This is a genomic window from Roseomonas indoligenes (genome assembly GCF_017813365.1).
GTDB classification, from domain to species: Bacteria; Pseudomonadota; Alphaproteobacteria; order Acetobacterales; family Acetobacteraceae; genus Roseomonas; species Roseomonas indoligenes.
The window spans coordinates 250353-276639 of the sequence record NZ_JAGIZA010000004.1 but is presented as its reverse complement, the minus strand read 5'-3'; the positions used below and the strand labels follow the sequence as shown (position 1 = coordinate 276639).

Below are 26287 nucleotides of genomic sequence, written 5' to 3'. Positions count from 1 at the left end.
CCCAGCCTCGCTCCCGTGAAATAACGGTGTTAGAGGTGTTATATGTGTTAGTCCGCTGATCCCACTTTGCTTTTCGTCTAACACCGGCAGAAGGGTGCGGTGTTAGGGTGTTATATTCGGCTCAATTTTCTAACACCCTAACACCGGGCATGCTGGGCGGTGTTAGACGACAATGCCAAATAAAGCAGCAGCCTAACACCTATAACACCTCTAACACCGACTTTTCAGGGTTAGAAGGTTCACTCCTCCTCCTCGTCTCCCACTTCCTCACGCATGCCCAAGATCGCGCCACTGACCCGATAGACCCGGATCGGGCCCTCCCCGGGGATGTGCTCCAGCTTCGCCGACTTGCGATCCTTGCCGACGACGAGGAGGCCCTGGGCCAGAAGCACTGCGGCCACCCGCTTCGGGTCCAGCCCCTTGCAGACCTCGGAGGTGAAGGTCTGGGGCAGGATCAAGTACTCCCACCCATCCCGCTCGTTCTTGGGGCGGCGCCTCCAGCCCGCGCGATTGTGGGTCCGCATGACCTCGGCAGGCGGCGCCTCGGGGTTCCCGTTGGTGTCCTGCCGCACCAGGGGCGTGAAGCGGCTCTCGCCGTGGGCCTCGAGGAAGGCCTGCACCTGGCTGATCGCCTGCTGATCCTCCGTGGTGCCTGCCCCGCCCCGCTCCCGCAGCCAGGTCTTGAAGGATTCCGCTGCGGCGCGCGTGGCCTCTCCCTTCGGCCAGGGCAGGATCCCCCACTCAGTTGCCATTTCCCCCGCCACGGCCACCAGGGCGAAGCGATCGGCGACCGAGCGAACCTGACCTGCCGCGTCGTCCGGGACGTAGGCCTTGGCGAACGAGGCCTGCGCCCCCTTTACCCGGGCCTCCAGCTCCCGTTGCTTGCTCACCCGGGCGCGGACGAGCTGCGTGAGGAAGGCGCGGCCAGCCGTGCCGTAGTGGGTGCGGGCCTGCAGCTGGAGGTGCTTCGCCAGCTCGTTCGGCCCGGACAGACCGTGGAGGTTTTGGAACACCCCCATCCCGCACCCGGCATCGGCCGGCATGTTCACAAGCCGCACCTCGAGGCCGGCCATGACCTTGCGCTGAGCCTCGGCCAGCTTCGCCGCCAGGGTGATCTCCCCGGTGGAGAGGAACATGGTCCGCCAGGTCTTCGTCCGGCGGGCGCCGCCCTCCTTCCCGGCGCGGAGCTTCCCGGCCCCATTGGCCAGCATGTAGATCGTGTCGGCCACATCCGCCGCGCTGGCCTGCCCCATCTCGTCCAGGATCAGGGCGGTGTCCGAGGTCTCGGACGCCGCGCTCTCTAACCCGTTCGCTGTCGCGCGCCACTGGCGGACCTGGGCGCCCCGGGTGCCCTTCCCCCAGACGGAGCCAGCCACGTAGAGGGTGGTGCTCTTCCCGGTCTGGCTCATCCCCACGATGTGGAAGCCGCCGCTATCCCCGCCCACCACGTCCAGCAGCGGGGTGGCGAGGGCGGTGCAGATGGCCAGGGCCAGCCGGTGATTGCCGACGGCGAAGGCCGCGACGTGCTGCTTCCAGTCGGCAAGACCACCGGCGGGGATGAAGGCGCCGTCCGTGCCCGCATGGTCCGTCTGCAGGATGACGGAGCCCGCCGCCGGTCCGAAGGCCTCCCCGCCCGGGAGGATGAAGACCGATCGCCCCTGGCTGGTGTGCCAGCCCGTCCGGTCCACGCAGATCAGCCGCCGCTTGCTCCGGACCCCGCCGATGAAGTTCCGCAGGAGGGTCTTGGCCCGGCCGCTGGGTGAGCAGTGCAGCCCCGCGTCCTCCAGCTCCTCCGCGATCCGGCTGCCGTCAGAGTGGACCAGGCGCTTCGGGACCGACCACTGGTGCTGCCGGCCGTCGCGGTCCTTCCACCGAATGACCAGGCCCCAGGCCATGCCAGTGCCGTCATTGGCCTCGCCCACGACCTCGAAGGGGGCGGTGACGAAGAAGGGCTGGGACAGGGTCTCTGCATCAGGGTCCTGAGCCGCCTCGAACCAGAGGCCGCTGTCCCGGAAGACGTAGCCCGGGGGCAGCTCCGGCGGGTCAGCGTCGATCGCCTCCTCAAGCAGCTCCGACAGCAGGACGTCTGATACCGCCTCGGGGAGGTCGTCCGCGAGGTCCCACCCCTCCGGCCACTCGCGGGGAACCTGGACGATGGAGAACGAGGCCGCCTTCGTCGGCCCGCGCCCCGGGCGTGCCATGGCCGCCGCATCGTTCGCGTAGCGCCGCCCGGCGTCATCCTGGTCCGGCCAGGCCACCACCTTCCGGCGATGCAGCGGGCGCCAGTCCGTCTTCTTGGCCTTGTTGCTCCCGCCCTGGCTGGCGATAACGACGTAGCCCGGGAAGCGGAGGCGGGCGGCCTCGGCGCTCTTCTCTCCCTCAACCAGCAGCACCGGATCGTTCGGCCGTGCCGCCAGGAACTGCAGGCCATAGAGCGGGATCGGCGCCGCCGGCGCCTTCATGTGCCAGCGGGTCTGATCCTGGGGGCGGCCCTGCCGGTCCGTCCACACCCGCCGGCCGTGGCAGAAGGGGGTGACGTCCTTCTGCAGCTTCTCCCCGATCTGTTTCTCGAAGCGCGCGACGACGAAGAGCAGGCAGGCCTGCGCGTCGCGATATTCCCACATAGCCACGGCCTGGCCGAGTTCGGGGTGATAGAGCTCCGCCAGCTTCGGCGCCGGCACCATGACGGGCATGCGCGAGGGCTGCCACTCTTCGTCCCGCTTCTTCGGCGGCTCCTCGTGCGCGTGGCCGTTGAGCCCGCCGAGCGGAGCGAACGGGTCGGCTTCGCCCTTAACGGGCTGGTGAATTTCAGACATGGCGACCCCCCAGGTCGATGCCGAGCATGTCGGCGAGGCGCCGGGCTGCTTCGCCCTGGCTCAGGTTGTGAATGGCGGCAGTGAGGCTGATGACGTCGCCTCCGCTTGCGCCGTCCGCGGCAAAGTCCGCCCATTTCCCCGTGACGAGGTTGACCTTGCAGGAGCGACCGGGCTTGCCGGACAGGTCCCCGCAGACCCACTCGTCCCCTTCCTTCCGCCCGCCAGAGAGCCAGCGGGCGCAGATGTCCGGCAGCCGGTGCAGCGCGACCCGGTTGACGGCCTGGAAGTCGATCGAGGGAGGCTGCTGCGGGGCCGCAGGACGGCCGCGCGGGCCGGTTGCGCGCCCCGGCATCATGGCGACCGGCGCCGGGGCACTCGCCCGCCGCGGCCCGAGGGGGGCTTAGGGCGCGCGGCGGACGGTCCCTCGCCCTTCACTGCGGGGGCAGCGGGCGAGCTCGGCAAACTCTTGCGGGCGATCGCCCCGGCGATCCGGGCGACCTTGCGGTAGCTCTCGGCCGCCTCGTCCGCCTCGCGCTCTGTGTCGAGCGCATCGGCAGGGCAGATGCTCCCATCGGCCAGCCCTTCGAGGAACGAGACGGAGACGTCAGCACCCTCGCGCGCGCTCTCGGCGATCGCGGCCGCGAGCTCGGTGTCGTCAGCCGGTTCCATCAACAGGATCGTGTATCCGCACATCAACGCAATCTCGCGCAGCAGAGACGGATCGGATGCGCGCACGACGAGGTCCACCAACACGTCCACAGGCATGTAGATGTCCGGCTTGTGGGGATTGGCGTAGTCGGAGAGTTGCGACTTGCCGACGCGGGTCACGGAATTCGATGCGAGACCGCCGCCGACGTAGTGGATCAGGTTGCCGGTTGCCGTCTTCAACGCGGCGAGACGTTCGGACGTGCAGTGACGGACCGGATTAGTTCCGGGTGCATTGCGGCCCTGCAGCGCGCAGCATCGGGAGCGCAATTGCGAAAAGCCGGGCATCATGCCGCCTTCCTTGAACTGCCACTCCTGCGTCGACGTGCTCTCGGCGGTTCGAATGCCTCCAAGATTTCCGCTGCGCTGACCTGCCCATCGGTCAAGCGCGATATGCCGACCGCGAGCCGCAAGCTCGCTCGCTTCTTTCCATTCACCACCCGGTAGATGGTCGAATGATGCACGCCCAGATCCGAAGCCAGATCGAGCGGCGCGGTCTTCGTGGCGCGAAGCCATTGGAGGAGCGTCATACAACGGTTGTGCCTAATGGGCACATTGGTAGTCAAGACCCGCGTGCCTTGCAGGCCATGGAGAGTTACAGCCGCCGCAGCGACATTGTGCCTATGCCTGCTCGCTCCCCCTCTGCCCCTGCGGCATTCCAGACTCTCACGCAATGGCGAGAATACCGTGGATTGACCCAAGAACAAGTGGGGAACAAACTTGGGGTCGGCTCACAGGCGGTCCACAAGTGGGAGGCTGGCAAAGTGCTTCTAACGGTGGATAGGCTCCGCCAACTCGCTGAAATTTATGACACGACTGCTGATGCGCTCCTGTTTCCACCTCAGGAGGAGGACCAAGCAACTCGTTTACGGCGTGCGAATCGGATCTTGCATGGCATGACGCCAGAGCAGGCCGAGCGTTGGCTCAGCTTCGCAGAGGAGATGCTGCCCAAAAAGGGCTAGCACAGAATCTTTGCCCAATGGGCACATTTGCACTTGATCGGCTTGTGCCTGATGGGCACACATATCCCGTCCAGCACGGGAGGCCGATGTGCCGAACATTCCGCACCAACTCACCAGGGCGTGCAACGCACGCCGTGTCAGCAGTTCACGGCTAAACGACAAGCGTACTGAGCCGGTCCGGGAACTAGACCACGACCTGCGCGTCGAGAACGGCGGCGGCGGCTCCGTCCGCCTCGTCATCAACGGCACCGTCGAGGCGCTGACCGCGAACGAGGCCGCCCGCTTCGGCGCGATGATCGTCGAGACGGCGCGTCGCGCCGGGGCGGTCGGCTGATGCGCCTGACCTGTTCCACCACGGCCCGGGACGAGTTCCTGAAGGCCAACTGGTCGAATCCCGAGCTCACGCTCGGTGATCTCGCCGATCGCATGAACGCCATGGTGGGGCCGCCGATCGCCGGCGGCACCACCGTCAACTCCATGCGCAAGCGGCTCGGCCTGCCCGCCTGCCGTCGTCTCGCGCCCTCGGCGCCGCGCCCCTCGCAGATCCGCGCCGAAGTCGCGGCCGCGCCCGGCCCCTCCCTGCACGGCGTGAAAGGCGTGCAGGGTACTTCCCTCGCCACTCCCGACGGCGGCGCCTACCTGCCGGCGGACAACGGCGACCGCACGAAGGCCGAGGAGCTCTTCGCTGAGGGCATGTTCACCCGCGCCGTGGCAGCCACGCTGCAGGTGGACGTCGGGCTGGTCAGCTGCTGGTACTTCGCCTGGAAGAAGCGGCAGCCCGCGCCGGCGGCCAGCCTGATGGACGGAGGCGCCCTCCCCGGCGCCGCCCCGGCCAGCGGGAGCATCGCCGCATGATCGCACAGGACCTCGTCCAGGCGGCCGAACTGGCGCTCTCGATGCTCAATCACCGGCCCAACCTGCTGCCCGTCGCCCTCGACCGCCTGGCGGATGAGACCGACCGGCTCCTCGAGTTCGAGGGCTCCCCCGCCGCGCCCTTCCGGGATGCTGGCAAGCGCATCGCCAACCACCTCATCGTGGCTCGTGCCTATCTCCGGGTGTCGCCGGATCAGGTGCTCGGCGCCCTGGAGGACTGCCTCCGACAAGCCACGCTGGTCCTGCGGCTCACCGAGGTGCTGCCGCTCCTGCCGCCGCCTCCCCTCCCCGCCGCCTGGTGCACCCCGGCGCGGCCGCGCCTCGCCGTCATCCAGGGGGGCCGGCCATGAGGAAGCGCTTCCACGAGGAGTGGAGGGCCGACCGCGCGCGCCTCACGGCGGCCTATCCCATCGCCTTCCCGGCGCGGAACAAGCCCCGCCCTGCGCTTTCGCGCAGGATCCGTGACCAGCTCGTGGCGGCCGGCATTATGGACCGCCGCCAGGCCGGCCTCTTCCTCTCGGCCTGGACCTGCCGCCCCCGGTACCTGCAGGCGCTGGTCGAAGGCGGCAGGCGCGTCCACCTGGACGGCTGCCCGGCCGAGCACATCACTGCGGGCGACCAGCGATACGCCGCCCGCGCCCTCGAGCAGCTCCAGGGCGGCGCGCTGGCCATGGTCCGCCCGGGCCGCGCCGCGCCGGCGAGGGAGGCAGCCCATGCTTGAAGGACACGCCTCCGACAGCCGCGCCCTGGCCTACACGCCCGATCTGCTGAACGAGTCTGGCCTGGGGACATGGCCCTTCGGGGAACTCCGCCGCGGCTGGTACCGCACCATCCTCGCGGACCCGCCCTGGGCCTATCGTCTCTACTCCGAGGCCGGGACGCAGAAGAGCCCGCAGCAGCACTACGCCTGCATGGACCTGGGCGACATCCAGGCCCTGCCCGTCGCCGAGCTCGCCCACCCGGACGGCTGCGCCCTGGTGATGTGGGCGACGGCGCCGATGATGCCGCAGGCCATCGAGACCCTCGCGGCCTGGCGCTTCGGCTTCAAGACGATGGGCACCTGGGCGAAGCAGAGCCGGACCGGCAAGGCCTGGGCCTTCGGCACCGGCTACGTGTTCCGCAGCGCGGCGGAGTTCTACCTCGTCGGCACGCGCGGCCGGCCGGAGCTCGGCGCCCGCAACGTCCGCAACCTCCTCATCGCCCCTACTCGGGAGCACAGCCGCAAGCCCGACCAGCTGCGCGCTGACGTCGAGCGACTCTTCCAGGCGCCGCGTGCCGAGCTCTTCGCCCGTGAGGCAGCGCCCGGTTGGGACGCCTGGGGCGACCAGCTCGGCAAGTTCAGCCCGGAGGCAGCCCATGGCTGAGGAAACCGGCATCAGCTGGGCCACCAGCACCTTCAACCCGTGGATTGGCTGCACGAAGGTCAGCCCGGGCTGCGACAACTGCTACGCCGAAACCCTGGCCACCACTCGCCTGGGCGCTGAGTGGGGCCCGCGCGCGCTCCGCCGCCGCACCAGCCCGGGCAACTGGGCGAAGCCGCGCGCCTGGAACCGCAAGGCCGAGAAGACGGGTCAGCCCTGGCGCGTATTCTGCAGCAGCCTCGCCGACGTTTTCGACAACCGGGCGCCGGAAGGCGCGCGCGAGGACCTCTGGGAGCTGATCCGCGCCACTCCGGCGCTTACCTGGATGCTGCTGACGAAGCGGCCGCGGAACATCCCCGGCATGTTGCCGGCGGACTGGGGCGACGGCTGGGCGCACGTCTGGCTGGGCACGAGCGTCGAGAACCAGGTCGAGGCGGAGCGGCGGATCCCGGCTCTCCTCGATGTGCCGGCCGCCCTGCATTTCCTGTCCTGTGAGCCGCTCCTGGCGCCGGTGGACCTCTACCGCGTCGCCGAGGGGAATGGCTGGATCCGTGACGCCCTGGTCGGGATGCGCTGGCACCCTGGCCGGACGGCCGATGTTCGCCAGGGCTGCCGCTCGGAGGGACACCGCCGAATCGGGTGGGTGATCGCCGGCGGCGAAAGCGGGAACTGTGCCCGGCCGCTCGAGGCTGCCTGGGCTCTCACCCTCCGGGACCAGTGCGACGCGGTCGGCATCCCCTTCCACTTCAAGCAGTGGGGTGGCCCCAGCCCGAAGCTCGCCGGGCACCTACTGGACGGCGCCGAGCGCCTGGCGGTGCCGGCATGACCGTGTACGTGGACGACATGCGGGCGCGGCTGGGGAAGATGATCCTCTGCCACATGATCGCCGACACCGACGCCGAACTCCACGCCATGGCGGCCCGAATCGGCGTCTCCCGGCGCTGGCACCAGGCGCCGCCGGAGCACGACAGCCACTACGACATCGCGCTCAGCAAGAAGGCGCTCGCCATCCAGGCGGGTGCCGTTCAGGTCCCCATGCGCGAGCTGGTGGCCATGCTCATCGAGCGCCGGAAGACAGGCCAGCTGACCCGCCAGTCTGCCGCGCCCCTGCGGGATCCTCGCACCCGGGAGCACTCCGCCCATGTCTGATCGAATCGGCGAGTACGCCCCGACGCCCGTCACTGTTCCCAGCGCGCCCGCGTGGCCCGAGGCTGCAGTGCAGGGCCTCCTGGACGAGATCGGCCTCTCAGCCCTCACCCCGACGCACACGCACGAGCAGCGGGTGGAGCTGGTGAAGCACATCGGCGCGCGCTGCCAGGCCGTGCTGTCCACCCTGCCCCAAGCGACGGAGGCCACGACCAATGGCTGAGCACCTGACAGGGGGGGAACACGCTGATCGGGACGTGCCCACTCAGGCGGCGCCCTTCAATTGCCCCTCCCCCCGCATGTCCTGGCCTGCTGCGGCTCTCCGCATTGGCCTCCTCTCCATCGCTGGCTGGACGCCGATCGTCCTCGCCGTCCTGTGGGTGTCGGGCCGATGAACCCCGATTGGTACCGCGACAGCCGGCGGGCGGCCCAGGGCCTGAGCGCGCACGAGATTACGCAGGGCTGTGTGCTGGGTGTCAGCAGCGGGGTGCTGCTAGCCGTGCTGCTGACGGCCATCTGTGTCATCGCGGGGAGCGGCGCATGACACCTTCCCGCATCCGGCTCTCCCGGCGCCCGGGCTGGACCATGCCGCCCCAGAGCAGGTCCGTGGCGCGCCCGCACCGCTGGGGAAACCGCTACAGCGTCGGCCCGGTCTTCTCGGCGGCCGAAGCCGTCAGCCTGCACCGACAGGACGTGGAGGAGCGTCTGAACGGCCCCTACGCCGCCCGCATGGCCGAAGAGCTCGAGCAGCTCCGCGGCTGGAACCTGGGATGCTGGTGCGCCCTCTGCCCAGACCACCAGGCCGGGAAGCCCTTCAGCGCGGCCTGCGCAGCTTGCGCTCCCTGCCATGCCGACACCCTCGGGGAGCTGGCGAACGCGCCCCTGACCTGCGAGGCCGTCCATGCCTGATTTTAGCGCCCAGATGAGGGAACGCGAAGATTCGGAGAGCGAGCTGTTCAATCAGCTCGTCCCGATCCTGGCACGGGGCCCATCCCCGACCATCAATGCGACAGTGCTGGCCAAGCTTCTCGGCGCGGCCATCGGCGGCTTTTACCGTCCCGAGGCTCACGACGCCGTAGCGCAGACCCTGTTCGAAGTAGCGCGCCGGGCGATGAAGCGCGCCCACGACTGCCGGGAAGGGCTGCCGGCAGCGATTGCTCTGCTGCGCGCGACTGGCCTGCCCGAGAGCGAGATCAACGCCATCCTCAGGCGGGGGCCTAGTCCATATGGCTGATCGGCCAGACGCTCGCTGGGGCGTACTTGCGGCCTCCAGGATGAACACCGGAACGGCCCGAGCTCAATCGGAGCTGCCACATGCCTGATGGCGGGCGCATGCCGCACTGGCCGCCACTGATGAGCGAGCAGCTGGCGGCCGACTACTGCGGGCAGCTTTCGGTTGGAACCTTCCGGACCGTCGTTGTGCCGGAGTGCCCGGCCGTCGCGCTCTCAGCCCGACGGGTGGCCTGGGCGAAGGAGGACCTGGATGGCTGGATTGCTCGGCGGCGGGGCGTCGTGGCAGCGTCTGAGGAGAAGAACCCCTGGGACCCCGCGTGACCGTCTTCCGCCTCAAGCACGTCCAGCGTTTTAAGGACAGGCACGGAAAGGTCCGCCATTACCTGCGGCTCCCAGGGTTTTCCCGGGTGCCCCTCCCCGGCGTTCCCGGGTCCGAGGAGTTCATGGCCGCCTACAATCGCGGCTTGGCGGAGGCGAAGACGCGCCTGCCGGCCGGTGCGGCCAAGGTTGTCCCGGGCAGTTTCGATGCCCTCGCGGTCATCCTCTACGATTCGCCGGACTTCCGCGCGCTGCGCCAGAGCACGCAGCTCACCTACCGCCGCATCATCGAGAGCCTCCGCGAGAAGCATGGTACCAAGCCGGTGCGCCTCATGGAGCCGCGCCACATCAAGCCCATCATGCTGGGGGCCAAGGGACCCACGGCTGCGAACCATCGCCTGAAGGTTCTGCGCCTCCTCCTCCGATTCGCCGTCGAACTCGGCTGGCTGAAGGCGGATCCCACCCGAGACGTGAAGCGGGTGAAGCACAAAACGAAGGGCTACCCGGCCTGGACCCAGGAGATGGTGGATGCCTACCGGGCGCGCTGGCCAAGCGGCACCATGCAGCGCCTCGCGCTGGAGCTGCTCTTCCACACCGGCCAGCGCAAGTCGGACGTGGTGCTAATGGGTCCCGAGCACCTTCGGGACGGTGTCCTGAGCCTGACGCAGGTGAAGACGTTGGAGGACGTTACGATGCCCCTTCATGCTGAGGCTGCAAAAGAGATTGCCCTCCTCCCGGTCGCTGAAAGGAAAACCTTTCTTCAGACCGTTTATGGCCAGCCAATCTCGGTGAAAGGCTTCTGGGCATGGTTCCGGAAAGCCTGTGACGCAGCCGGCATCCCTCCGGGGTTCAGCGCGCATGGAATCCGCAAAAGCATGGCCGCGCGGGCGGCGGAGCACGGTGGGTCAGTGAAGGAAATTGCCGCGTTCACGGGACATCGATCGCTGGGTGAAATTCAAAGATATACTGAGAGTGCCGATCGGGTGAGAATGGCCGAGCGTATGGCAGCTAAAATGAAGGGCAGTTCGCGCAAAAGGACTAAGGGTATGGCTGCGCGAACTAAGTCGACCGCGATCAGGCGACGCACTCGGGAAATTTTTTAGAAAATGTTTGTATTCAGCTTGCGATACTTCCAATCGGGACGATCGGTGAGGGATTCTCAAGCGAAAGCAAATTTCCGTAAACCCAACTCCAGTCCTTGACGAGAATATTGGCGGCTTTGTACAAATACTGATGTCTGGCGTGCATAGAAATCTGATAAAGCCGCTTTAGCTCGTCCAGGCTCTTTCCCTGACCAAGCCTACCTTTCTTCACCAACGTCTTCTCACTGCCGATAATTATCCCGGCCGGGATGACTTCCGCCAAGTCATTTAAGTCAAAGTAATGACGAAAGCTTCTGGAACTTTTGAACTCCTCAACGTAATGGAATAGTTGGGTTTCAGCTTTGACAAGCTCCATCGTAGGACGAAGACGGAGGCTGTGGTCATCAAACTCGAGGATATGCGATTGTGGAGACTTCACCTCCCAAACGTAAGCACACCTCTTGTCAGTACTTCCGTCGGAAACAACAGCCGAGACACAGAAATCGTTTGAGCCATAGCGATTCGGCTCCTCGCGGCCGACTTGAAGGATATTTCGAGGAATCTCACGGCAAAGGAATTGCTTAATCAGCAAGAGAGCTGGCTGGCATTCCTTCTCTCTGTGGCCCGTATCGTCATGAATGAGACTAAGTAGATCAACTGCTCGCATGAACTCAGACTTCGCCGCGAGCCACAGTCTGCTCAACGAAATATCGGGAGACTTGATCCTCAATGCGCTCAACAACGTTGAATCGGTTTGTCCTCTCGCCGAACGACAACAAAAAAGTTAGGAAAACTCGATAATCATATCTAAAACGGCTGCCTCGAGGCGACCTGACGGTCACGTTGACAACATTCAATGAGGCACCCTTCGCAAGATTAAAGGCGCACTCACCCTGCAAAACCGATCCTCCTGCTGCTGCTCCTAATACCGTAGATGTTAGGTCAGCGGCTGGTATATTTACGGCGCCCACATGTTCCAGAAGCCCGATTGGCCGCCCTGCCACGGAGTAGAGGCCAGGAAAGGGCGTCCCGAATTTCCCAAGTCGTAACATGTAGTGCGTTTTTTCGTGCGTAGGAAAGACCGAGAAGCAAAGGTGATTGGCATCCGCAAAGACCTGGGTTGTGAGCTTAGGTCCAAAGTCGCTGATTATCTTCTGGATAACGAAGAGGCCACTCTGCACACGGCTAGACAGAACACGGTCGACCAAAGGCGGTAGTTCGGCGATGGCGCTGTCGTCGACCTGTTTGTCCATGACGTCCTCGCTAAGCTTCAATTCAGGTTCATCCTAACACGCCGAGCCTCGACGACTGTCGAACATCACCAGGGTGCCCGGCCTAGCCGGTACGACTTCCCTGTCAAACCTAAGCCTGGGCGTCTGTCAAACTTAGCAATATGCAAGTAGGAACAATGCTTTGGAACGATGATGGCGCACCCTGAGGGACTTGAACCCCCAACCAACCGGGTAGAAGCCGGTTGCTCTATCCAGTTGAGCTAAGGGTGCCTCACCGGGCGGACCGGCTTGTTCAGTGCGTCCAGTTGGACAGCCGGTCCGTGCGGAAATTGTCGGCATAGGCCTTGGGCCGGATAGCCGGGCGCTGGCGCCTTGCCTCCACCTCGTAGGTCAGGCCCTGCGCCTTGGCATAGGCCTCGGCATCCTCCAGCGTGTCGAAGCGCAGGCGGACCTGGCGGTTGGTATCGCCCGAGCCGTACCAGCCGGTCTGCGGATCGATCAGCTTGCGCTCGCCGGGCGCGTATTCCACCACCCATTCGTCCGTGCGGCCCTGGCCGGACTGCATGGCGCTCTTGGGTGGCGAGTAGATGCGGGCGATGCTCATGCCAGGCACTCCAGACGGCGGACAACGCCAAACCAGGTCTCGTCAATTCGGGGCGGCGGGATTCGAACCCACGGCCTCCTGTACCCAAAACAGGCGCGCTACCAGGCTGCGCCACACCCCGCGAGACCGCCGCAACCTATGGTCGCCCGGCCCCGGAAGCAATCCCAGCCTTGGCGGAGAGGTCAGCCCGCCGGGATGACCTCGGCACCGCCCATGTAGGGCCGCAGCACCTCGGGCACGGCGATGGAGCCGTCCGCCTGCTGGTGGGTTTCCATGACCGCGATCAGGGCGCGGCCCACCGCCACGCCGGAGCCGTTCAGGGTGTGGAGAAACAGGTTCCCCTTCCCCTCCTTCGGCTTCATCCGGGCATTCATCCGCCGGGCCTGGAAGTCCCGGCAGTTCGAGCAGGAGGAAATCTCCCGCCAGGCCCCCTGCCCGGGCAGCCAGACCTCCAGGTCATAGGTTTTCGTCGCACCGAAGCCCGTATCGCCGGCGCAGAGGAGGATGCGCCGCCAGACCAGGCCCAGCTCCGTCAGCACCCGCTCGGCACAGCGCGTCATCCGCTCGTGCTCCTCGGCGGAAGCGTCCGGGGCGGTGATGGAGACCATCTCCACCTTGCTGAACTGGTGCTGGCGGATCATGCCGCGCGTGTCCCGCCCGGCCGAGCCCGCCTCGGACCGGAAGCAGGGAGAGAGCGCGGCCATGCGGAGGGGCAGCGCGGCCTCCCCCATGATCTCGTCGCGCACGGTGTTGGTCAGGGGGACCTCGGCCGTCGGGATCAGCCAGCGGTCGTCGGTGGTGCGGAACAGGTCGTCCGCGAACTTCGGCAGCTGGCCGGTGCCGTACATGGTCGCGTCGTTCACCAGCAGCGGCACCACCGTCTCGGTATAACCGTGCTCGTCCACGTGAAGATTCAGCATCCACTGGCCGATGGCCCGCTCCAGCCGGGCGAGCGGCCCGCGCAGCACGGTGAAGCGGCTGCCGGCCAGCTTCACGGCGGTGGCGAAGTCCATGCCGCCCAGTGCCTCGCCGAGCTCGAAGTGCTGCTTCGGCGCGAAAGGCAGGTTCGGGACGTTGCCGTGCTGATGGAGCACGACGTTGGACGATTCGTCTCTCCCCTCCGGCACATCGGCGTCCAGAATATTCGGCAGGGCCTCCAGGATGCGGGTCTGGGCGGCCTCGGCCGCCTTGGCCTCCGCGTCTAGCCCCTCCATCCGGGCACGCAACTCGGTCGCCTCTGCCTCGAGAGCGGCAGTATCGGCGCCGGCCTTCTTCCCCTGGCCGATCTCGCGCGCCAGGGCATTCCGGCGCGCCTGAGCCTCCTGCGCCGTGGTCTGGGCGGCGCGACGGGCCGAGTCGAGGTCCAGCAGCTCCGCGGAGACGGCTGCCAGGCCGCGGCGGGCGAGCGCGGCGTCGAACGCGGCCGGATCGGCGCGGACGGCCCGGATATCGTGCATGGGGGTCGCCTTACGTGACGGGAGGCTTGGGCTTCGGCGTCATCCAGACGGCGGCCAGGATGGACAGCTCGTACAGGGCGAGCAGCGGCACCGCGAGGCCGATCTGGCTGATGATGTCGGGTGGCGTGAGCACCGCGGCCGCCACGAACATGCCGACTATGGCATAGCGCCGCCCGCGCCGCAGCTGTTCCACGCTCACGATACCCACCCGTGCCAGGAGGGTCAGCAGGACCGGCATCTGGAAGGCCACGCCAAAGGCCAGGATCATGTGCATGACGAGGGAGAGGTACTCGGAGACCTTCGCCTCCAGCTGCACGGGAAGTCCCCCGCCGCCCGAGGGCGTCTCAAAGGAGATGAAGAACTTCCAGGCCAGCGGGAAGATGAAATAATAGGCCAGCGCCGCGCCCATGACGAAGAGCACGGGGGAAGCGATGAGAAAGGGCGTGATGACCTTCTTCTCGGACTTGTAGAGACCCGGCGCGATGAACAGCCAGAGCTGCGTCGCCCACATCGGGAAGCTGAAGAACACCGCCCCGAAGAAGGCCACCTTCAGGTAGGTGAAGAAGGCCTCGTAGAGCGCGGTGAAGATCATCCGCCTCTCGCCGCCGCCCTGCTGCATCAGGATCTCGGCCAGGGGTCGGGCAAGGAAGCCGTAGATCTGGGTGGAGAAGTAGTAGCAGAGGGCAAAGGCGATTCCGAAGGCGCCGATCGACCACAGGAGCCGCGTGCGCAGCTCAAGCAGGTGGTCGATCAACGGCATGGGCTTGTCGTCGATCGTGTCGTCCGGTTCGCGGGGCACTGGCGGTCGGGCTTTTCTTCGTCAGGCGGTGTGGGCGGCGGGGCGCGGCGGTGTCTCCGCCTCGGGGGTCGCCGCAGGGGCCAGCGCGGGGTCCGGCCGGGGAGTGGCCGGAGCAGAGACGGCGGCCGAGGAGAGCGGCTCCGGGATGGGCGAAAGTCCGGAAGCCTGGACCACCTGCCCATTGGCCGGGATGGCGGCCGGAGTGCCCGAAGGCTCAGGTGCCGGCGGCGTGGCATCCGGCGTGTCGGCCGCTGCCTCCGCCGCGACGACGGGCGCGGGCGGCTCCGTGGCGTCCACCGGGGGCGGCGCGTCGGGCAGCACCGCCTCCGTTCCGGCCGCGGGCGCGGCGTCGGAGGTGGGCGGCGGCGGGGCACGGAAAGGATCCTCCCGCATGGTGCGGGTCAGGGTGCCGTCCTCGTCCACCGCCTTCTCGATGGTGGACTTCAGGTCGAAGTTACGGATGTCGCGAATCTGGTCGCGCACATCCTCCAGCTTCGCCTCGCGCACCACCTCGTCCAGGTGGCCCTGGAACTCGCCGGCCATGCGGCGCAGCTTCTGGATGCCGCGGGCAACGCCGCGGACAGCGTCGGGAAGGTCCTTCGGACCGATCACCACCACTGCAACCACGGCAATCAGGGCGATTTCGGACCAGGCGAGGTCGAACATGTCTCTCCGATCACCCGGTGCGGGATTCCGGTGAACCGGTCCCTCGCGGGGGTCGCCTCCGTTAGCAGAACTCGCCCTCACGACAAATGGGGCGGGAAACCGAAGATGGGCCCGCGCAGGCCCGGATGGAAGCCGCCTCGCGCGCCGTTACGAAGCGGAAGGTTCCGCAGGGGTCTCGTCGGGGGTGTCCTCCGGCACGTCCTCGGCCTCCCCGACCGGTGCGTGCAAGGCGTCCGGCGCGGGCAGCGGCAGGCCGGGGTCCGGCATCAGCTCCTCCCGCTTCGGCAGGTCGCGCAGGGAGGTGAGGCCGAACTGCTCCAGGAATTTCGGCGTGGTCCCCCAAAGAGTCGGACGGCCCGGCGCCTCCTTCTTGCCGCGCGGGGCGATCAGGGCGTTCTCCAGCAGGATCTCCAGCGTCGTCTGCGACAGGGCCGTGCCGCGGATCTCCTCGATCTCGCCGCGCGTTACGGGCTGGTGCCAGGCAATGATGGCCAGCGCCTCCATCGCCACGCGCGGCAGGCGGCGCGGCACCTCCACCACGCGGGTGAGGAGCGGCGCGAGATCCTCGGCGGTTCGGAAGGCGAAGCCGCCGGCCACGTTCACCAGGGTCACTCCCCTGCCCTCATAGGCGGCCGCGAGGGCCGCCAGGGTCTCGGCCGCCCCCACGCCAGAGGGCAGCAGCGGCGAGAGCCGGGCGGCGGTGACGGGTGTGGCGGAGGCGAAAACCATGGCTTCGGCGAGCCGGATCGCTTCGGCAGGCACCGGAGATGGCCCTTCCGTCACGACCGGCTCCAGCGGCGGAGGCTCCTCCCCGGAATCGGCGGACAGAATCCCGGCATAATGGCCATCGTGCGAATCGACCGTCACGGCCGGCGCGTCGTCCGGATCCGCTTCGGTGGGACCGTCCGGGGTGGTGTCGGCCTGGACTGGACCGGTTTCGGGGGCGTCGGGATCAGGCGGCATCGGAGGTCTCGGCACTGCCGGGGCGCAGCAGGATCGGGGCGAAGGGCGCGTCCTGGCGGAGCTCGGCCAGGCCGGTCTTTGCCATCTCCAGCCCGGCGATGAGGGTGCTGGCGAGGGCGGCACGTCGCTCCACGGCGTCCATCTCGGCTTCCGGGAGGAAGAGGGAGAGCTCAGCCCAGCCCGGGGTGGCGCCGACCAGCCCGCGCAGCCGGGCCAGCGCGTCCTGCACGGTCCAGAGCCGGCGAGGCCGGGGGCGGTAGGGCCGGCGGGCGGCAGCGCGGCGCAGGATGCCCTGATAGGCGCGCAGCAGCCCCGGAAGATCGGCCGCGAGGGCGGAGCGGTCCTCCAGCACCAGGTTCTCCGGCGCGCCGCGGGCCATGACGTCGCGGCCAAGGAAGGGGCGGCGGTGAAGCCAGGCGGAGGCCTCGCGCATCCGTTCCAGCTCGCGCAGGCGATCGGCCAGGGCCTCCGCCAGCGCCTCCGCATCCTCCTCCTGCGTGGGGTCGTCGGGGAGGAGGAGGCGCGATTTCAGCCAGGCAAGCCAGGCCGCCATCACCAGCCAGTCCGCCGCGATCTCCAGCCGCACGCGCCGTGCGCCCTCGATCACCGCGAGGTACTGATCCACGAGGGAAAGGATGGAGATCCGGGCGATGTCCACCTTCTGCGCCCGGGCGAGGTCCAGCAACAGGTCCAGCGGCCCCTCGAACCCATCGAGCGTGACAACGAGGGCCGGCTCGGCCGCGCCGCTCATCCCGAATGCCCGGTGATATCGAGGATGCCGCGGGCCACGGGAAAGACGACCCGGGCGACGAGGCTCCGCAGCGGGTCGAAGCCAGGAACCAGCATTGGCAGAAGGAAGAGGAGGCCCAGCACGATGAACAGCCCGAACCGCTCCAGCCGCAGGTAGGGCAGGCCAATGGCCGACGGCAGCAGGCCGCCGACGATGCGGCCGCCGTCTAGCGGCGGAATCGGCAGCAGGTTGAAGGCGGCGAGGACGAGGTTCCCGATGAGGGAGAGGAGGAGGAATTGCTCGACCCAGTCCATCACGTTGTCCGTCCCCGGCCCCTGCAGGGGATGCAGCAGGATCGCGGCGGCGAAGGCGATCACCACGTTCATCGCCGGCCCCGCCGCGGCCACCAGCACCATGCCGAAGCGCGGGTTCCGCAGGCGGCTGACGTCCACCGGCACGGGCTTGGCCCAACCGAACATCACGTCCACCCGCCCGACGGCGAGGAGTTGGGAGACCAGAAGGAACCCAGGGATCAGCAGCGTTCCCACGGGATCCACGTGCCGCAGCGGGTTGAGGGAAAGCCTTCCCAACCGGGCCGCCGTGTCGTCGCCCAGCGCGCGGGCGGCGTAGCCATGGGCGGCCTCGTGTAGGGTGATGGCGAGGATCGCGGCGAGCGCGGCCGCCGCGAAATCCGGGAGCCAATCCATGAAGGGGTCCGTCCGGGGCTGCGCCGAGCCGTCAGGCGTCGGTCAGGGCATGGGGCGCGGCGGGGACGGGATTGCCCGCCGCCGCGGCGCGGGCGGGGGGGCGGGAGGCGAGCATCGCCGCGCGCGCCACCGCCATCCGCTCCTCCGCACGGTCGGACAAGGCCGGGCAGTCCCGCAACAGGGCCGCCGTATCCGGGAGCACGCCGTTGCAATGGAGCACGAGGTCGCAACCGGCATGGATCGAAGCCGCCGCCAGATCCGGGCCGAAGCCGCCCAGGGCGCCCATCATCAGGTCGTCCGAGACGAGAGGGCCATCGAAGCCGATCTCCTCGCGGATCGTGCGGCCGATCACGGCGGGGGAAAGGGTGGCGGGCAGCATCGGGTCCAGCGCCGTGTAGGTGACATGGGCCGTCATCGCCCAGAGGTGCCGCCCGGCGTCGCGGGCGCAGACGGCGCGGAAAGGGGCGATGTCCGCTTCCAGCACCGCCCGGTCCGCCTCGACGCGGGGCAGCGACTCGTGGCTGTCCGCGGTGGCGCGGCCATGGCCGGGGATGTGCTTGATCACGGGGATGCAGCCGGCGGCCATCAGCCCCTCGATCCAGGCCTCGCCGAGCCGGGCCACCTCCGCCGGGTCGGCGGAGAAGGAACGGTCGCCGATCACGTCGTGCGCGCCGGGAAGGCGCAGGTCCAGGCAGGGGGCGCAGACCACGTCCAGCCCCATGGCGGCGCAATGGGCGCCGAGAAGGGCGGCGTTGGCGGCGGCCCGCGATTCCGGCCAACCCTCGAAGACCGCGGGCGGCGGATAGGACGGCCAATAGGGCGGGCGCAGCCGGGCCACCCTGCCCCCCTCCTGGTCCACCAGGATCGGCGCCGCCTCACCCAGGATGTCCCGGACGGAGGCGGTAAGGTTCGAGAGCTGGGAGGGGTTGCTGACGTTGCGGCGGAACAGGATCACGCCCGCGGGCGGGGTGGCGCGCAGCAGCGCTGCCTCCTCCGGCGTGAGGGAGAGGCCGGAGAGGCCGGTAACGGCCGCACGCGCCCTCATCCGCCGATCACGGCGCAGGGCGCGCCCTTGGACTTGGCGGACGTGCAAAGGGCCTGCGCCGCCCGGTCATCCGGCAGCCCGCCGGTGCGGATGCGCCACATCGGCGGGAGGTCGCCGCGGTCCACGCGGGTGATCTGGGGCTGGCGGCCGGCCAGCTCGGGGATGCGTCCCTGCAGCCGGGCCCACTCGCCCTGCGCCGCCTCCTCGGAGGTGACGGCGCCGAGCTGGACGACGAAGCGGCCACCGCGGGCGGGCGCGCCGGCCGGCATGGGCGGCGGCGTGATGGGCGGAGCGGCCGGAGCCGGGGCCTGCTGCTGAACCGGTGGCTGCTGGGCCGGCTGCGGCGCCGCTGCCGGCGTTGGCTGCTGCGCTGGCGTAGCCACCCGGGCCGCCAGTTGCTGGCCGACGCTGGGGTTGAGGAGCGGCGGCCGGGCCGATTCGGCTTCTGGCTGCGGCGCCAGCGCGGCGGGCTGCCGCGCGGCCTGGGCCTGGGCCTGCGCTTGGGCGGTGGCCGCCTGCGCTGCTGCCGCCTGGGCCGCGGCGGCCTGGGCCTGCTCCGCCTGCTGAGCACGGATCGCCGCCTGGCGGAGCGCGTTCACGTCCGGCCGCTCGGCCTCTGGCGAGAGGCGCGCCGGGCCGTTCGCGGTCGTGCCGCCGCGGCGCTGGCTTTCAAAAATCCGCTCGTCCTGGTTCGCCACGCGAAGCCCGCCCGGGTCTTCCGGCTTGATGCGGATCGGCCGGGCATCGGCCTCGATCGTCGGCACGCTGCGGTTCACGGCGCGGGAGATCCCCCAGACCACGCCGCCCCCCACCGCCGCCGCGGCCAGCACGCCGCCCGAAAGGGCCAGCATGCGCCAGGGCACCTGAAAGCCGGCCCGCTGCTGGCGGACCCGGTAGCTCGGAACCGTGAAATCGCTCACCGCATCTCCTCGACGGGCGTCACCCCCATCACCGCGAGGCCCGAGCGGATAACCGTGGCCGTCGCTGCAACAAGGGCAAGCCTCGCGCGCGTGGCCTCGGGCTCATCCTCCCGGATAAAACGCAAGGTCGTGTCCTCGCGCCCCTTGTTCCAGAGTAGATGAAAGTCGGCCGCCAAGTCATGGAGAAAGAACGCGATCCGGTGCGGTTCCCGCGCCAGGGCCGCGGCCTCCACGGTACGGGGCCAGGCGCTCAGGCGGCGGATCAGGGCCATCTCGGTCGGATCGTCCAGGGCCTCGAGCGGCACAGCGGCGAGATCGGTCCCGGCGGGGTCCCCGGCCTGGCGCAGGACGGAGCGGCAGCGGGCATGGGCGTATTGCACGTAGAAGACCGGGTTGTCCCGGCTCTGCTGCACCACCGCGTCCAGGTCGAACTCCATCTGGGCGTCGGCCTTGCGCGTCAGCATGGTGAAGCGCACGGCGTCGCGGCCCACCTCGTCGATCAGGTCGCGGAGCGTCACATAGGTGCCGGCGCGCTTGGACATCCGCACGGGCTGGCCGCCCTTCACCACCTTCACGATCTGCGTCAGCACCACGTCGAAGGAGACGGGCTTGTCCGTGGAGAGTGCGGCGACGGCGGCCTTCATGCGCGGCACGTAGCCGCCATGGTCGGCGCCCCAGACCTGCACCAGCTCGTCGAAACCGCGCGCGATCTTGTCCGCGTGATTGCCGATGTCGTTCGCGAAATAGGTGTTGCTGCCGTCGCTCTTGCGGAGCGGGCGATCCACGTCGTCGCCGAACTCGGTGGAGCGGAAAAGGGTCTGCTCCCGCGCCTCCCAGTCGTCCGGCAGCTTGCCCTTTGGCGGCTCCAGCACGCCCTCATAGACGAGGCCGCGCGCGGTGAGCGCGGCGATCGCCTTGTCGGCCTCGCCGCTCTTCACCAGCGCCGCCTCGCTGATGAAGACGTCGTGCCGCACGCCCAGTGCGGCGAGGTCCTCGCGGATCTCGTCCATCATTGCCGCCACGGTGAACTCTCGTACCGTCTCGAGCCAGAGCGAGGGATCGGCGGGCCTGCCGCCGGGCGCCAGCGCATCGCCGTGCTTCTGCTGCAACGCGTTGCCGACGGGAACCAGGTACTCCCCGCGGTACTGCAGCCCGCCGGGGATGCCGGCGGAGAACTCCTCCTCCGTCATAGGGGTGCCCAGGGCCTGGAGGTAGCGCCAGTAGGCCGCCCAGGCGAGCGCCTGCACCTGCGCGCCGGCGTCGTTGATGTAGTACTCCTTCGTGACGTCCCAGCCCGCCTTGTGCAGCAGGTTCGCCAGGGCATCCCCGACCACCGCGCCGCGGCAGTGGCCGACATGCATCGGACCGGTGGGATTGGCGGAGACGTACTCCACATCTGCCTTCCGGCCGCCGCCCGTGGTGCCGCCGCCAAAGGCCTCGCCCGCTCGGAGCACCGCGGGCACCTGGGCGCGGATGGCGGCCTCGGTCAGCCGCAGGTTCACGAAGCCCGGTCCGGCCGGCGCGGCCGCGGCGATGTCGTTCCGCGCCACCAGGCGCGCGGCAAGGTCCTGCGCCACCTTCTGCGGCGCCATGCGGGCGGGCTTGGCCACCAGCAGCGCGGCGTTGGTCGCCATGTCGCCGTGTGACGGGTCGCGCGGCGGCTCCACCAGCACGCGGGCAAGGACCCCTTCGTCCAGCCCTGGGATCAGGCCGCGGAGCTCGTCCACGACCGCTTCGCGGATCGTGCGGAAGATGTCGTCTGTCATGGGTCAGGTCAGCCGGGAGTGTGGGGGTCCGTCAGGCGACGGTGCTCTTCGAGCGCGAACTTGTCGGTCATCCCCGCCAGCCAGTCGCACACGGTGCGGGCGGCCTCGGGGGAGCCCGCCTCGCCGGCGCGGCGCGCCCAGCTGGGGGGCAGCATGTCCGGCTGGCCGTGCAGAAGCGCGAACATCACCTGCAGCACGCGCTTGGACTTCAGGGTGGTGCGGTTCACGCGCCAGTGGCGGTACATCCGGTCGAACAGGAAATCGCGCGTCTCCTGGTTCAGGGCGCGCATCCGGTCGGAGAAGAAGACCACGGGGCGGTCCGCGCGGCGGATGTCCGAGACGTCCTTCGGCTTCAGCGCGGCGATGCGGCGCCGCGCCTCCTCCGTCACGTCCACGATCATCAGGTTGATCACCCGGCGGATGATCTCGCTGCCCAGCCGGTCCGGCGGGGTGTCGGCCGGCACAGCCGCCATGGCTAGGTCGCGCGCCTCTGCCACCAGGGGAAGCTGGCAAGCCTCCTCCAGCGTGAAGATGCCGGCACGCAGGCCGTCATCCAGGTCGTGGTTGTTGTAGGCGATGTCGTCCGCGATCGCCGCAGCCTGCGCCTCTGCGCTGGCATGGCAGTTCAGCTCCAGGTCGTGCCGGGCAGAGTACTCGGCGATGTAGGGCGGCGGGCGGCGGAGCGGGCCGTTGTGCTTGGCGAGCCCCTCCAGCGTCTCCCAGGTCAGGTTCAGCCCGTCGAAACCGGCGTAGCGGTGCTCCAGCAGCGTCACGGCCTTCAGGGACTGGGCGTTGTGGTCGTAGCCGCCGAAGGCGCGCATCACCCCGTTCAACGCCTCCTCCCCCGCATGGCCGAAAGGGGGATGGCCGAGGTCATGGGCCAGGGCCAGCGCCTCGGCCAAGTCCTCATCGAGGTGAAGCTGGCGGGCGAGGGAGCGGGCGATCTGCGCCACCTCGATGGAATGGGTCAGGCGGGTTCGGAAGGCATCGCCCTCGTGGTAGATGAAGACCTGGGTCTTGTACTGAAGGCGCCGGAAGGCGGTGGAGTGGATGATCCGGTCTCGGTCCCGCTGATAGGGGGACCGGCCCCCTCCCCCATCCTCCGGATAGAGGCGACCGCGCGAGGCCCCCGGCTGCACCGCCCAGGGCGCCAGGTCCTGGCGGGCCTGCTCTTGCGGGCCGCTCGGGGCGGCTTTGGGGATGGGGGCGTCCATGGCGTCCGGCGGGCCGTAGCACCCGCCCCGCGAGGGCGGCAAGGCTGGCGCGCGTTGGAGAAGGCGGGCAGAGGGCCTATCTAAGTGGGGAATCGCCAGTTCCCCGAGGTTTCCATGCCGGACGGTAGCCACCAGCCCTCCCCTTTCTCCGTCAGCCCCTCCGCCCTGGCGCAGGTGATGGAGATCGCCGCATCCCAGTGCCGCCCCCATGCGGGGCTGCGCCTGGCGGTGGAAGCCGGGGGATGTTCAGGCTTCCAGTACAAGTTCGACCTGGCTGACGCGCCGGAAGCGGACGATCTGGTCGTGGAAGGCCGGGTCTTTATCGACCCCGTATCCCTGGACCTGCTGCGCGGGGCGGAGTTGGACTGGGCCGACGAGCTAATCGGCGCCCATTTCCGGGTCCGGAACCCCGTCGCGGCCTCCGGCTGCGGCTGCGGCGTCTCCTTCTCGGTCTGATCGCCCCTTTGCGCCTCTGCACCTTCAACGTGAACTCGGCGCGGAAGCGGATGCCGCATCTGCGCCGGTTGATCGAGCGTCACTCGCCCGACCTGATCTTCCTTCAGGAACTGAAGTGCAAGACGGAGGAGTTCCCGGGCATGGAGGTGGCCGACCTCGGCTACCAGGTCCATGCCGTGGGCCAGCCGGGCGGGCGGAACGGCGTGGCCGTCGTTGCCCGCATCCCCTTCGAGGTTGTGGACGAGGCCCTGCCGGACGGGGAGGACGACACCCATGCCCGCTTCGTCGAGGTGAAGGCCGGGGGGATGAACATCGCCGGAATCTATTTGCCCAACGGCAATTCCGGCGGCGATGCGGGCTACGCCTATAAGCTGGCCTGGATGGCGCGGCTGCGGGCTCGGGTGGCGGAGCGGCTGGACTCCCTCACCCCCTATGCCGTGCTGGGCGACTTCAACGTCTGCCCGACCGATGAGGATTTCTCGCCCGGCGCCCTGCCGCCGACCGACGCGCTGGTGCGGCCCGAGAGCCGGGCGGCCCTTCGCGCCATCACCCATCTCGGCATGATGGACGCGCTGCGGGCCCTGCACCCGGCCGATGCGCCCTGGACATACTGGGACTACGGCCCGGCATTCGAGCAGAACCGGGGCTTGCGGATCGACCATGCCCTGCTGAGTGCCGAACTCGCGGAGCGGCTGACCGGGGCTTTCGTGGATCTCGCCGCGCGGTCGGAGGAGACCCCTTCCGACCACGCGCCGGTGCTGTTCGACTTGGCCGACTAGGCTTTCCGGAAGGTCAGGACCAGCACGTCGCGGTGGCCGGGATGGCCGGGGTCGATGGGGCGGATCGGCGTGACGCCGTGCTTCACCCGGTTGTCGTCCAGCAGCACGGCGTCGCAGGGTCCGGACAGGGTGAAGCTGGCTGCCTCCCGCCCGTCGATCTCGATGCCCGTGACGCCGCCCTCGACGTTCTCGCGGCCGATCATCATCACCATGACGTAGTCCACGCCGTCCGAGTGCATCCCCTCCGGCGTCGGCTTGCCCGCCTCCTCCGGCCGCGCCTCGATGCGGAACTGGTGGACCTCCACATTCCACGCCGCACCCGGGGCCAGGCGCTCGAAGACCGCCCTCGCGCCATCGAGCAGCGCAGGCAGGGCTGGCCCTTCACCCACCTCGGGCGTCACCGGATCGAACCAGCGATCGATTCCGCCATTCAGCGTATTGTAGTGCGTGGCCTGGAAATGCGGGCCGTGCGGCGCGCGGACGAGTGGCGCACCCGACCTTGCCTCATAGATGGCGTGGCGACGCAGCCGGTAGCGGCCGCCATCGGCCATGTAGGTGTCGGGGCGCAGATCGTCCCAGCTGGCCGCGAACGCCGCCCAGGCCGTGCCTGACAGGGCAGTCCCGGCCGGGTCGAAGCGGCGGCGTGCCTCATCCCCGGACAGGGAGACGTAGCCGGCCTCGGCAATGGTCGCGTCGGGGGCGGTCATGGCCGCGCAGCCTCCATCACCTGCCGCATGCGGGTCACGGCCGGGCCCAACCCATGGAAGAGTGCCTGACCCATGAGGAAATGGCCGATGTTCAGCTCCACCACCTCCGGAATGGCGGCCAGCAAGGGCGCGGTCTCGTAGTCCAGCCCGTGGCCGGCGTGGCATTCCATCCCGAGGGCCGCGACCTGCTGCGCGGCGGTGCGGAGCCGGGCGAGCTCGGCATCCCGTGCCGGGCCGGGCTCGACCTCGCAGAAGGTGCCGGTGTGAAGCTCCACGGCCTTCGCGCCGAGACGGGCGGCGGTCTCCACCTGGTGCCGGTCAGGGTCGAGGAAGAGGGAGACGCGGATGCCCGCCGCAACCAGCGCGGAGACCACGGGCGCCAGGGCCGCCTCCTGCCCCGCCGCGTCCAGCCCGCCCTCGGTCGTCAACTCGGCCCGCTTCTCCGGTACCAGGCAGCAGGCATGGGGTCGCAGGGCGAGCGCGATGGCCTGCATCTCCTCCGTCGCGGCCATTTCCAGGTTGATCGGCGCGCCGGTGCCGGCCTTCATCGCCGTGCAGTCGGCGTCCCGGATGTGCCGCCGGTCCTCCCGCAGGTGAATGGTGATGCTGTCGGCGCCGTTCGCCAGCGCCAGCCGCGCGGCCGCCACGGGATCGGGATGCACCCCGCCGCGGGCGTTGCGGAGGGTGGCGACGTGATCGACGTTTACGCCGAGGCGGATGGGGGTCATGCGGCGGCCTTGGGAAAGCGGCGGGCGGCCATGTCGGCCGCGAGGCGGAGGGCGGCGACGAGGCTGCCGGGATCGGCGATGCCCTGGCCGGCAATGCCGAAGGCGGTACCGTGGTCCGGCGAGGTGCGGACGATCGGCAGGCCGAGCGTGACGTTGACGCCGCCATCCATGTCCAGCGTCTTGATCGGGATCAGCGCTTGGTCGTGGTAGAGGCAGAGGGCGGCGTCATAGCCCGCGCGGGCCCTGGCGGTGAACATGGTGTCCGGCGGCAGGGGGCCGAAGGCGTCCACGCCCTGGGCCCGCAGCGCCTCGATGGCCGGAACGACGAGGCGCGGCTCCTCATCGCCCATGGCCCCCTCCTCCCCGGCATGGGGATTCAGGCCGGCTACCGCGATGCGCGGGCTCTCGATCCCGTAGCCCTCACGCAGGCCGCGGTGCAGGGCAAGGCCGGTGCGGACGATTTCCGCCGTGGTCAGCGTGTCCAGCGCGCGGCGGAGGGAGACGTGGATGGTGACCGGCACCACCCGCAGCATCGGTGAAGCGAGCAGCATCACCGGCGGCTCCGCGGTCCCGGTCAGGGCGCCCAGGAACTCGGTATGGCCGGGGAAGGCGAAGCCGGTCCGGTAGAGCGTGGCCTTGCTGATGGGGTTCGTCACGACGCCCCCCACCTGCCCAGCCTGGGCCAGGGCGACGGCGCGCTCGATGGAGCCGAGAACCGCCGGCGCATTCACCGGGTCCGGCGTGCCGGGCACGGAGGGAGCCGGCAGCCGGACTGTCATGACGGGAAGCCGGTCCGTAAAGACCGCGGCCGCCTCCTCCGGCCCCGAGACGGGGGTGACCGGCACGTCCCAGCCCAGTCTCGCCGCGAGGGCGGAGAGGCGAGCGGGGTCGTCCAGCGCCAGGAAGGCCGGGCCTGAGGTGCGCAGCCGCGCCCAAGCGGCGAGGGTCAGCTCCCCGCCGATCCCGGCAGGGTCCCCCATGGTCAGGGCGAGTGGCGGCGTGCTCATCCCCGGGAGAC

34 protein-coding genes and 2 tRNA genes are annotated in these 26287 nt (G+C 69.1%); 15 read left to right on the top strand and 21 right to left on the bottom strand.

Annotated features, from left to right (window positions below; all coding sequences use genetic code 11):
* Positions 1-239 precede the first annotated feature (239 nt).
* From J5Y10_RS08710 to J5Y10_RS08700, 3 genes are read right to left on the bottom strand one after another with little or no spacing between them, the layout of a single operon-like run.
* Positions 240-2816, bottom strand: coding sequence for a DUF927 domain-containing protein (locus J5Y10_RS08710; protein ID WP_209372710.1), 2577 nt, complete (start codon positions 2814-2816; stop codon positions 240-242).
* Entirely contained in the window at positions 2809-3171 is a 363-nt protein-coding gene (locus tag J5Y10_RS08705; RefSeq protein ID WP_245214453.1) for a hypothetical protein, read from the bottom strand. The genes J5Y10_RS08710 and J5Y10_RS08705 overlap by 8 nt, the downstream gene beginning before the upstream one ends.
* Positions 3168-3812, bottom strand: a complete 645-nt coding sequence (locus J5Y10_RS08700) for a hypothetical protein (protein WP_209372708.1) — start codon at positions 3810-3812, stop codon at positions 3168-3170. Before J5Y10_RS08700 ends, J5Y10_RS08705 begins: the two co-directional genes overlap by 4 nt.
* A gap of 164 nt (positions 3813-3976) precedes the next feature.
* Here J5Y10_RS08700 and J5Y10_RS28890 point away from each other — a divergent pair, with 164 nt between their 5' ends.
* From J5Y10_RS28890 to J5Y10_RS08635, 13 genes are all read left to right on the top strand, one after another.
* Complete coding sequence (locus J5Y10_RS28890) at positions 3977-4483, top strand: helix-turn-helix domain-containing protein (protein ID WP_209372706.1); 507 nt, start codon at positions 3977-3979, stop codon at positions 4481-4483.
* Between the two features lie 88 nt (positions 4484-4571).
* Positions 4572-4817: a hypothetical protein gene (locus tag J5Y10_RS08690; protein WP_209372704.1), complete on the top strand. Its 246-nt coding sequence runs from the start codon at positions 4572-4574 to the stop codon at positions 4815-4817.
* Positions 4817-5338 carry a hypothetical protein gene (locus J5Y10_RS08685; protein WP_209372703.1) on the top strand — a complete coding sequence of 174 codons (522 nt, stop codon included), beginning with the start codon at positions 4817-4819 and terminating at the stop codon, positions 5336-5338. The genes J5Y10_RS08690 and J5Y10_RS08685 overlap by 1 nt, the downstream gene beginning before the upstream one ends.
* Complete coding sequence (locus tag J5Y10_RS08680) at positions 5335-5706, top strand: hypothetical protein (RefSeq protein WP_209372701.1); 372 nt, start codon at positions 5335-5337, stop codon at positions 5704-5706. The genes J5Y10_RS08685 and J5Y10_RS08680 overlap by 4 nt, the downstream gene beginning before the upstream one ends.
* Positions 5703-6077, top strand: coding sequence for a ProQ/FINO family protein (locus J5Y10_RS08675; RefSeq protein ID WP_209372699.1), 375 nt, complete (start codon positions 5703-5705; stop codon positions 6075-6077). The genes J5Y10_RS08680 and J5Y10_RS08675 overlap by 4 nt, the downstream gene beginning before the upstream one ends.
* Positions 6070-6720, top strand: coding sequence for an MT-A70 family methyltransferase (locus J5Y10_RS08670; RefSeq protein ID WP_209372697.1), 651 nt, complete (start codon positions 6070-6072; stop codon positions 6718-6720). Before J5Y10_RS08675 ends, J5Y10_RS08670 begins: the two co-directional genes overlap by 8 nt.
* Positions 6713-7543: a DUF5131 family protein gene (locus J5Y10_RS08665; protein WP_209372695.1), complete on the top strand. Its 831-nt coding sequence runs from the start codon at positions 6713-6715 to the stop codon at positions 7541-7543. The genes J5Y10_RS08670 and J5Y10_RS08665 overlap by 8 nt, the downstream gene beginning before the upstream one ends.
* Positions 7540-7866, top strand: coding sequence for a DUF4031 domain-containing protein (locus tag J5Y10_RS08660; protein WP_209372693.1), 327 nt, complete (start codon positions 7540-7542; stop codon positions 7864-7866). Before J5Y10_RS08665 ends, J5Y10_RS08660 begins: the two co-directional genes overlap by 4 nt.
* The gene (locus tag J5Y10_RS08655; protein ID WP_209372691.1) at positions 7859-8086 is read left to right on the top strand and encodes a hypothetical protein; all 228 of its coding nucleotides are present in this window, start codon (positions 7859-7861) and stop codon (positions 8084-8086) included. Before J5Y10_RS08660 ends, J5Y10_RS08655 begins: the two co-directional genes overlap by 8 nt.
* Before the next feature lie 317 nt (positions 8087-8403).
* On the top strand, positions 8404-8772 hold the full coding sequence (locus J5Y10_RS08650) for a DUF4326 domain-containing protein (RefSeq protein WP_209372689.1): 369 nt from the start codon (positions 8404-8406) through the stop codon (positions 8770-8772).
* The gene (locus J5Y10_RS08645) at positions 8765-9097 is read left to right on the top strand and encodes a hypothetical protein (RefSeq protein WP_209372687.1); all 333 of its coding nucleotides are present in this window, start codon (positions 8765-8767) and stop codon (positions 9095-9097) included. The genes J5Y10_RS08650 and J5Y10_RS08645 overlap by 8 nt, the downstream gene beginning before the upstream one ends.
* An 80-nt stretch (positions 9098-9177) precedes the next feature.
* The gene (locus J5Y10_RS08640; RefSeq protein ID WP_209372685.1) at positions 9178-9417 is read left to right on the top strand and encodes a transcriptional regulator; all 240 of its coding nucleotides are present in this window, start codon (positions 9178-9180) and stop codon (positions 9415-9417) included.
* A gap of 122 nt (positions 9418-9539) precedes the next feature.
* Complete coding sequence (locus J5Y10_RS08635) at positions 9540-10517, top strand: tyrosine-type recombinase/integrase (protein WP_209372683.1); 978 nt, start codon at positions 9540-9542, stop codon at positions 10515-10517.
* A gap of 13 nt (positions 10518-10530) precedes the next feature.
* On the opposite strand, the gene J5Y10_RS08630 is transcribed toward J5Y10_RS08635, so the two are convergent.
* From J5Y10_RS08630 to J5Y10_RS08560, 15 genes are all read right to left on the bottom strand, one after another.
* Positions 10531-11163, bottom strand: coding sequence for a hypothetical protein (locus tag J5Y10_RS08630; RefSeq protein ID WP_209372682.1), 633 nt, complete (start codon positions 11161-11163; stop codon positions 10531-10533).
* Positions 11164-11167: 4 nt separating this feature from the next.
* Positions 11168-11770 carry a hypothetical protein gene (locus J5Y10_RS08625; protein WP_209372680.1) on the bottom strand — a complete coding sequence of 201 codons (603 nt, stop codon included), beginning with the start codon at positions 11768-11770 and terminating at the stop codon, positions 11168-11170.
* 151 nt (positions 11771-11921) lie between these two features.
* Positions 11922-11998: transfer RNA gene (locus J5Y10_RS08620), tRNA-Arg, on the bottom strand.
* A 22-nt stretch (positions 11999-12020) separates the two neighbouring features.
* Positions 12021-12332 (bottom strand): ETC complex I subunit, encoded by a 312-nt coding sequence (locus J5Y10_RS08615; RefSeq protein WP_209372678.1) that lies wholly within the window; start codon positions 12330-12332, stop codon positions 12021-12023.
* Positions 12333-12379: 47 nt separating this feature from the next.
* Positions 12380-12453 (bottom strand) — tRNA-Pro (locus tag J5Y10_RS08610).
* A 61-nt stretch (positions 12454-12514) separates the two neighbouring features.
* A complete protein-coding gene (gene serS / locus J5Y10_RS08605; RefSeq protein ID WP_209372677.1) occupies positions 12515-13789 on the bottom strand; it encodes a serine--tRNA ligase in 1275 nt (424 codons plus the stop codon).
* A gap of 10 nt (positions 13790-13799) precedes the next feature.
* A complete protein-coding gene (tatC, locus tag J5Y10_RS08600) occupies positions 13800-14549 on the bottom strand; it encodes a twin-arginine translocase subunit TatC (RefSeq protein ID WP_209373004.1) in 750 nt (249 codons plus the stop codon).
* A gap of 60 nt (positions 14550-14609) precedes the next feature.
* A complete protein-coding gene (tatB, locus tag J5Y10_RS08595) occupies positions 14610-15254 on the bottom strand; it encodes a Sec-independent protein translocase protein TatB (RefSeq protein WP_209372676.1) in 645 nt (214 codons plus the stop codon).
* A 147-nt stretch (positions 15255-15401) separates the two neighbouring features.
* Positions 15402-16217 (bottom strand): SMC-Scp complex subunit ScpB, encoded by an 816-nt coding sequence (scpB, locus tag J5Y10_RS08590; protein ID WP_209372675.1) that lies wholly within the window; start codon positions 16215-16217, stop codon positions 15402-15404.
* The gene (locus J5Y10_RS08585) at positions 16207-16968 is read right to left on the bottom strand and encodes a segregation and condensation protein A (protein ID WP_209372674.1); all 762 of its coding nucleotides are present in this window, start codon (positions 16966-16968) and stop codon (positions 16207-16209) included. Before J5Y10_RS08585 ends, scpB begins: the two co-directional genes overlap by 11 nt.
* Positions 16965-17654, bottom strand: a complete 690-nt coding sequence (locus tag J5Y10_RS08580; protein ID WP_209372673.1) for a site-2 protease family protein — start codon at positions 17652-17654, stop codon at positions 16965-16967. The genes J5Y10_RS08585 and J5Y10_RS08580 overlap by 4 nt, the downstream gene beginning before the upstream one ends.
* Positions 17655-17685: 31 nt before the next feature.
* On the bottom strand, positions 17686-18699 hold the full coding sequence (gene nagZ / locus J5Y10_RS08575; RefSeq protein ID WP_209372672.1) for a beta-N-acetylhexosaminidase: 1014 nt from the start codon (positions 18697-18699) through the stop codon (positions 17686-17688).
* Entirely contained in the window at positions 18696-19619 is a 924-nt protein-coding gene (locus J5Y10_RS28715) for an SPOR domain-containing protein (protein WP_209372671.1), read from the bottom strand. The genes nagZ and J5Y10_RS28715 overlap by 4 nt, the downstream gene beginning before the upstream one ends.
* Positions 19616-21385: an arginine--tRNA ligase gene (gene argS, locus J5Y10_RS08565; protein ID WP_209372669.1), complete on the bottom strand. Its 1770-nt coding sequence runs from the start codon at positions 21383-21385 to the stop codon at positions 19616-19618. Before argS ends, J5Y10_RS28715 begins: the two co-directional genes overlap by 4 nt.
* Before the next feature lie 8 nt (positions 21386-21393).
* Positions 21394-22599: a deoxyguanosinetriphosphate triphosphohydrolase gene (locus J5Y10_RS08560; protein WP_209372666.1), complete on the bottom strand. Its 1206-nt coding sequence runs from the start codon at positions 22597-22599 to the stop codon at positions 21394-21396.
* Positions 22600-22713: 114 nt separating this feature from the next.
* Between J5Y10_RS08560 and J5Y10_RS08555 the strand changes: the two genes are divergently transcribed.
* Complete coding sequence (locus tag J5Y10_RS08555; protein WP_209372664.1) at positions 22714-23055, top strand: HesB/IscA family protein; 342 nt, start codon at positions 22714-22716, stop codon at positions 23053-23055.
* Positions 23056-23063: 8 nt separating this feature from the next.
* A complete protein-coding gene (locus J5Y10_RS08550) occupies positions 23064-23834 on the top strand; it encodes an exodeoxyribonuclease III (RefSeq protein ID WP_209372662.1) in 771 nt (256 codons plus the stop codon).
* Here the strand turns inward: J5Y10_RS08550 and J5Y10_RS08545 are convergent.
* Genes J5Y10_RS08545 through pdxA form a run of 3 tightly spaced genes read right to left on the bottom strand, consistent with a single transcriptional unit; the run spans position 23831 to position 26276 of the window.
* Positions 23831-24541, bottom strand: coding sequence for a 2OG-Fe dioxygenase family protein (locus J5Y10_RS08545; RefSeq protein ID WP_209372660.1), 711 nt, complete (start codon positions 24539-24541; stop codon positions 23831-23833). The genes J5Y10_RS08550 and J5Y10_RS08545 overlap by 4 nt on opposite strands.
* Positions 24538-25269 (bottom strand): pyridoxine 5'-phosphate synthase, encoded by a 732-nt coding sequence (locus tag J5Y10_RS08540; RefSeq protein WP_209372658.1) that lies wholly within the window; start codon positions 25267-25269, stop codon positions 24538-24540. Before J5Y10_RS08540 ends, J5Y10_RS08545 begins: the two co-directional genes overlap by 4 nt.
* Entirely contained in the window at positions 25266-26276 is a 1011-nt protein-coding gene (gene pdxA, locus J5Y10_RS08535; RefSeq protein WP_209372656.1) for a 4-hydroxythreonine-4-phosphate dehydrogenase PdxA, read from the bottom strand. Before pdxA ends, J5Y10_RS08540 begins: the two co-directional genes overlap by 4 nt.
* Positions 26277-26287 lie beyond the last annotated feature (11 nt).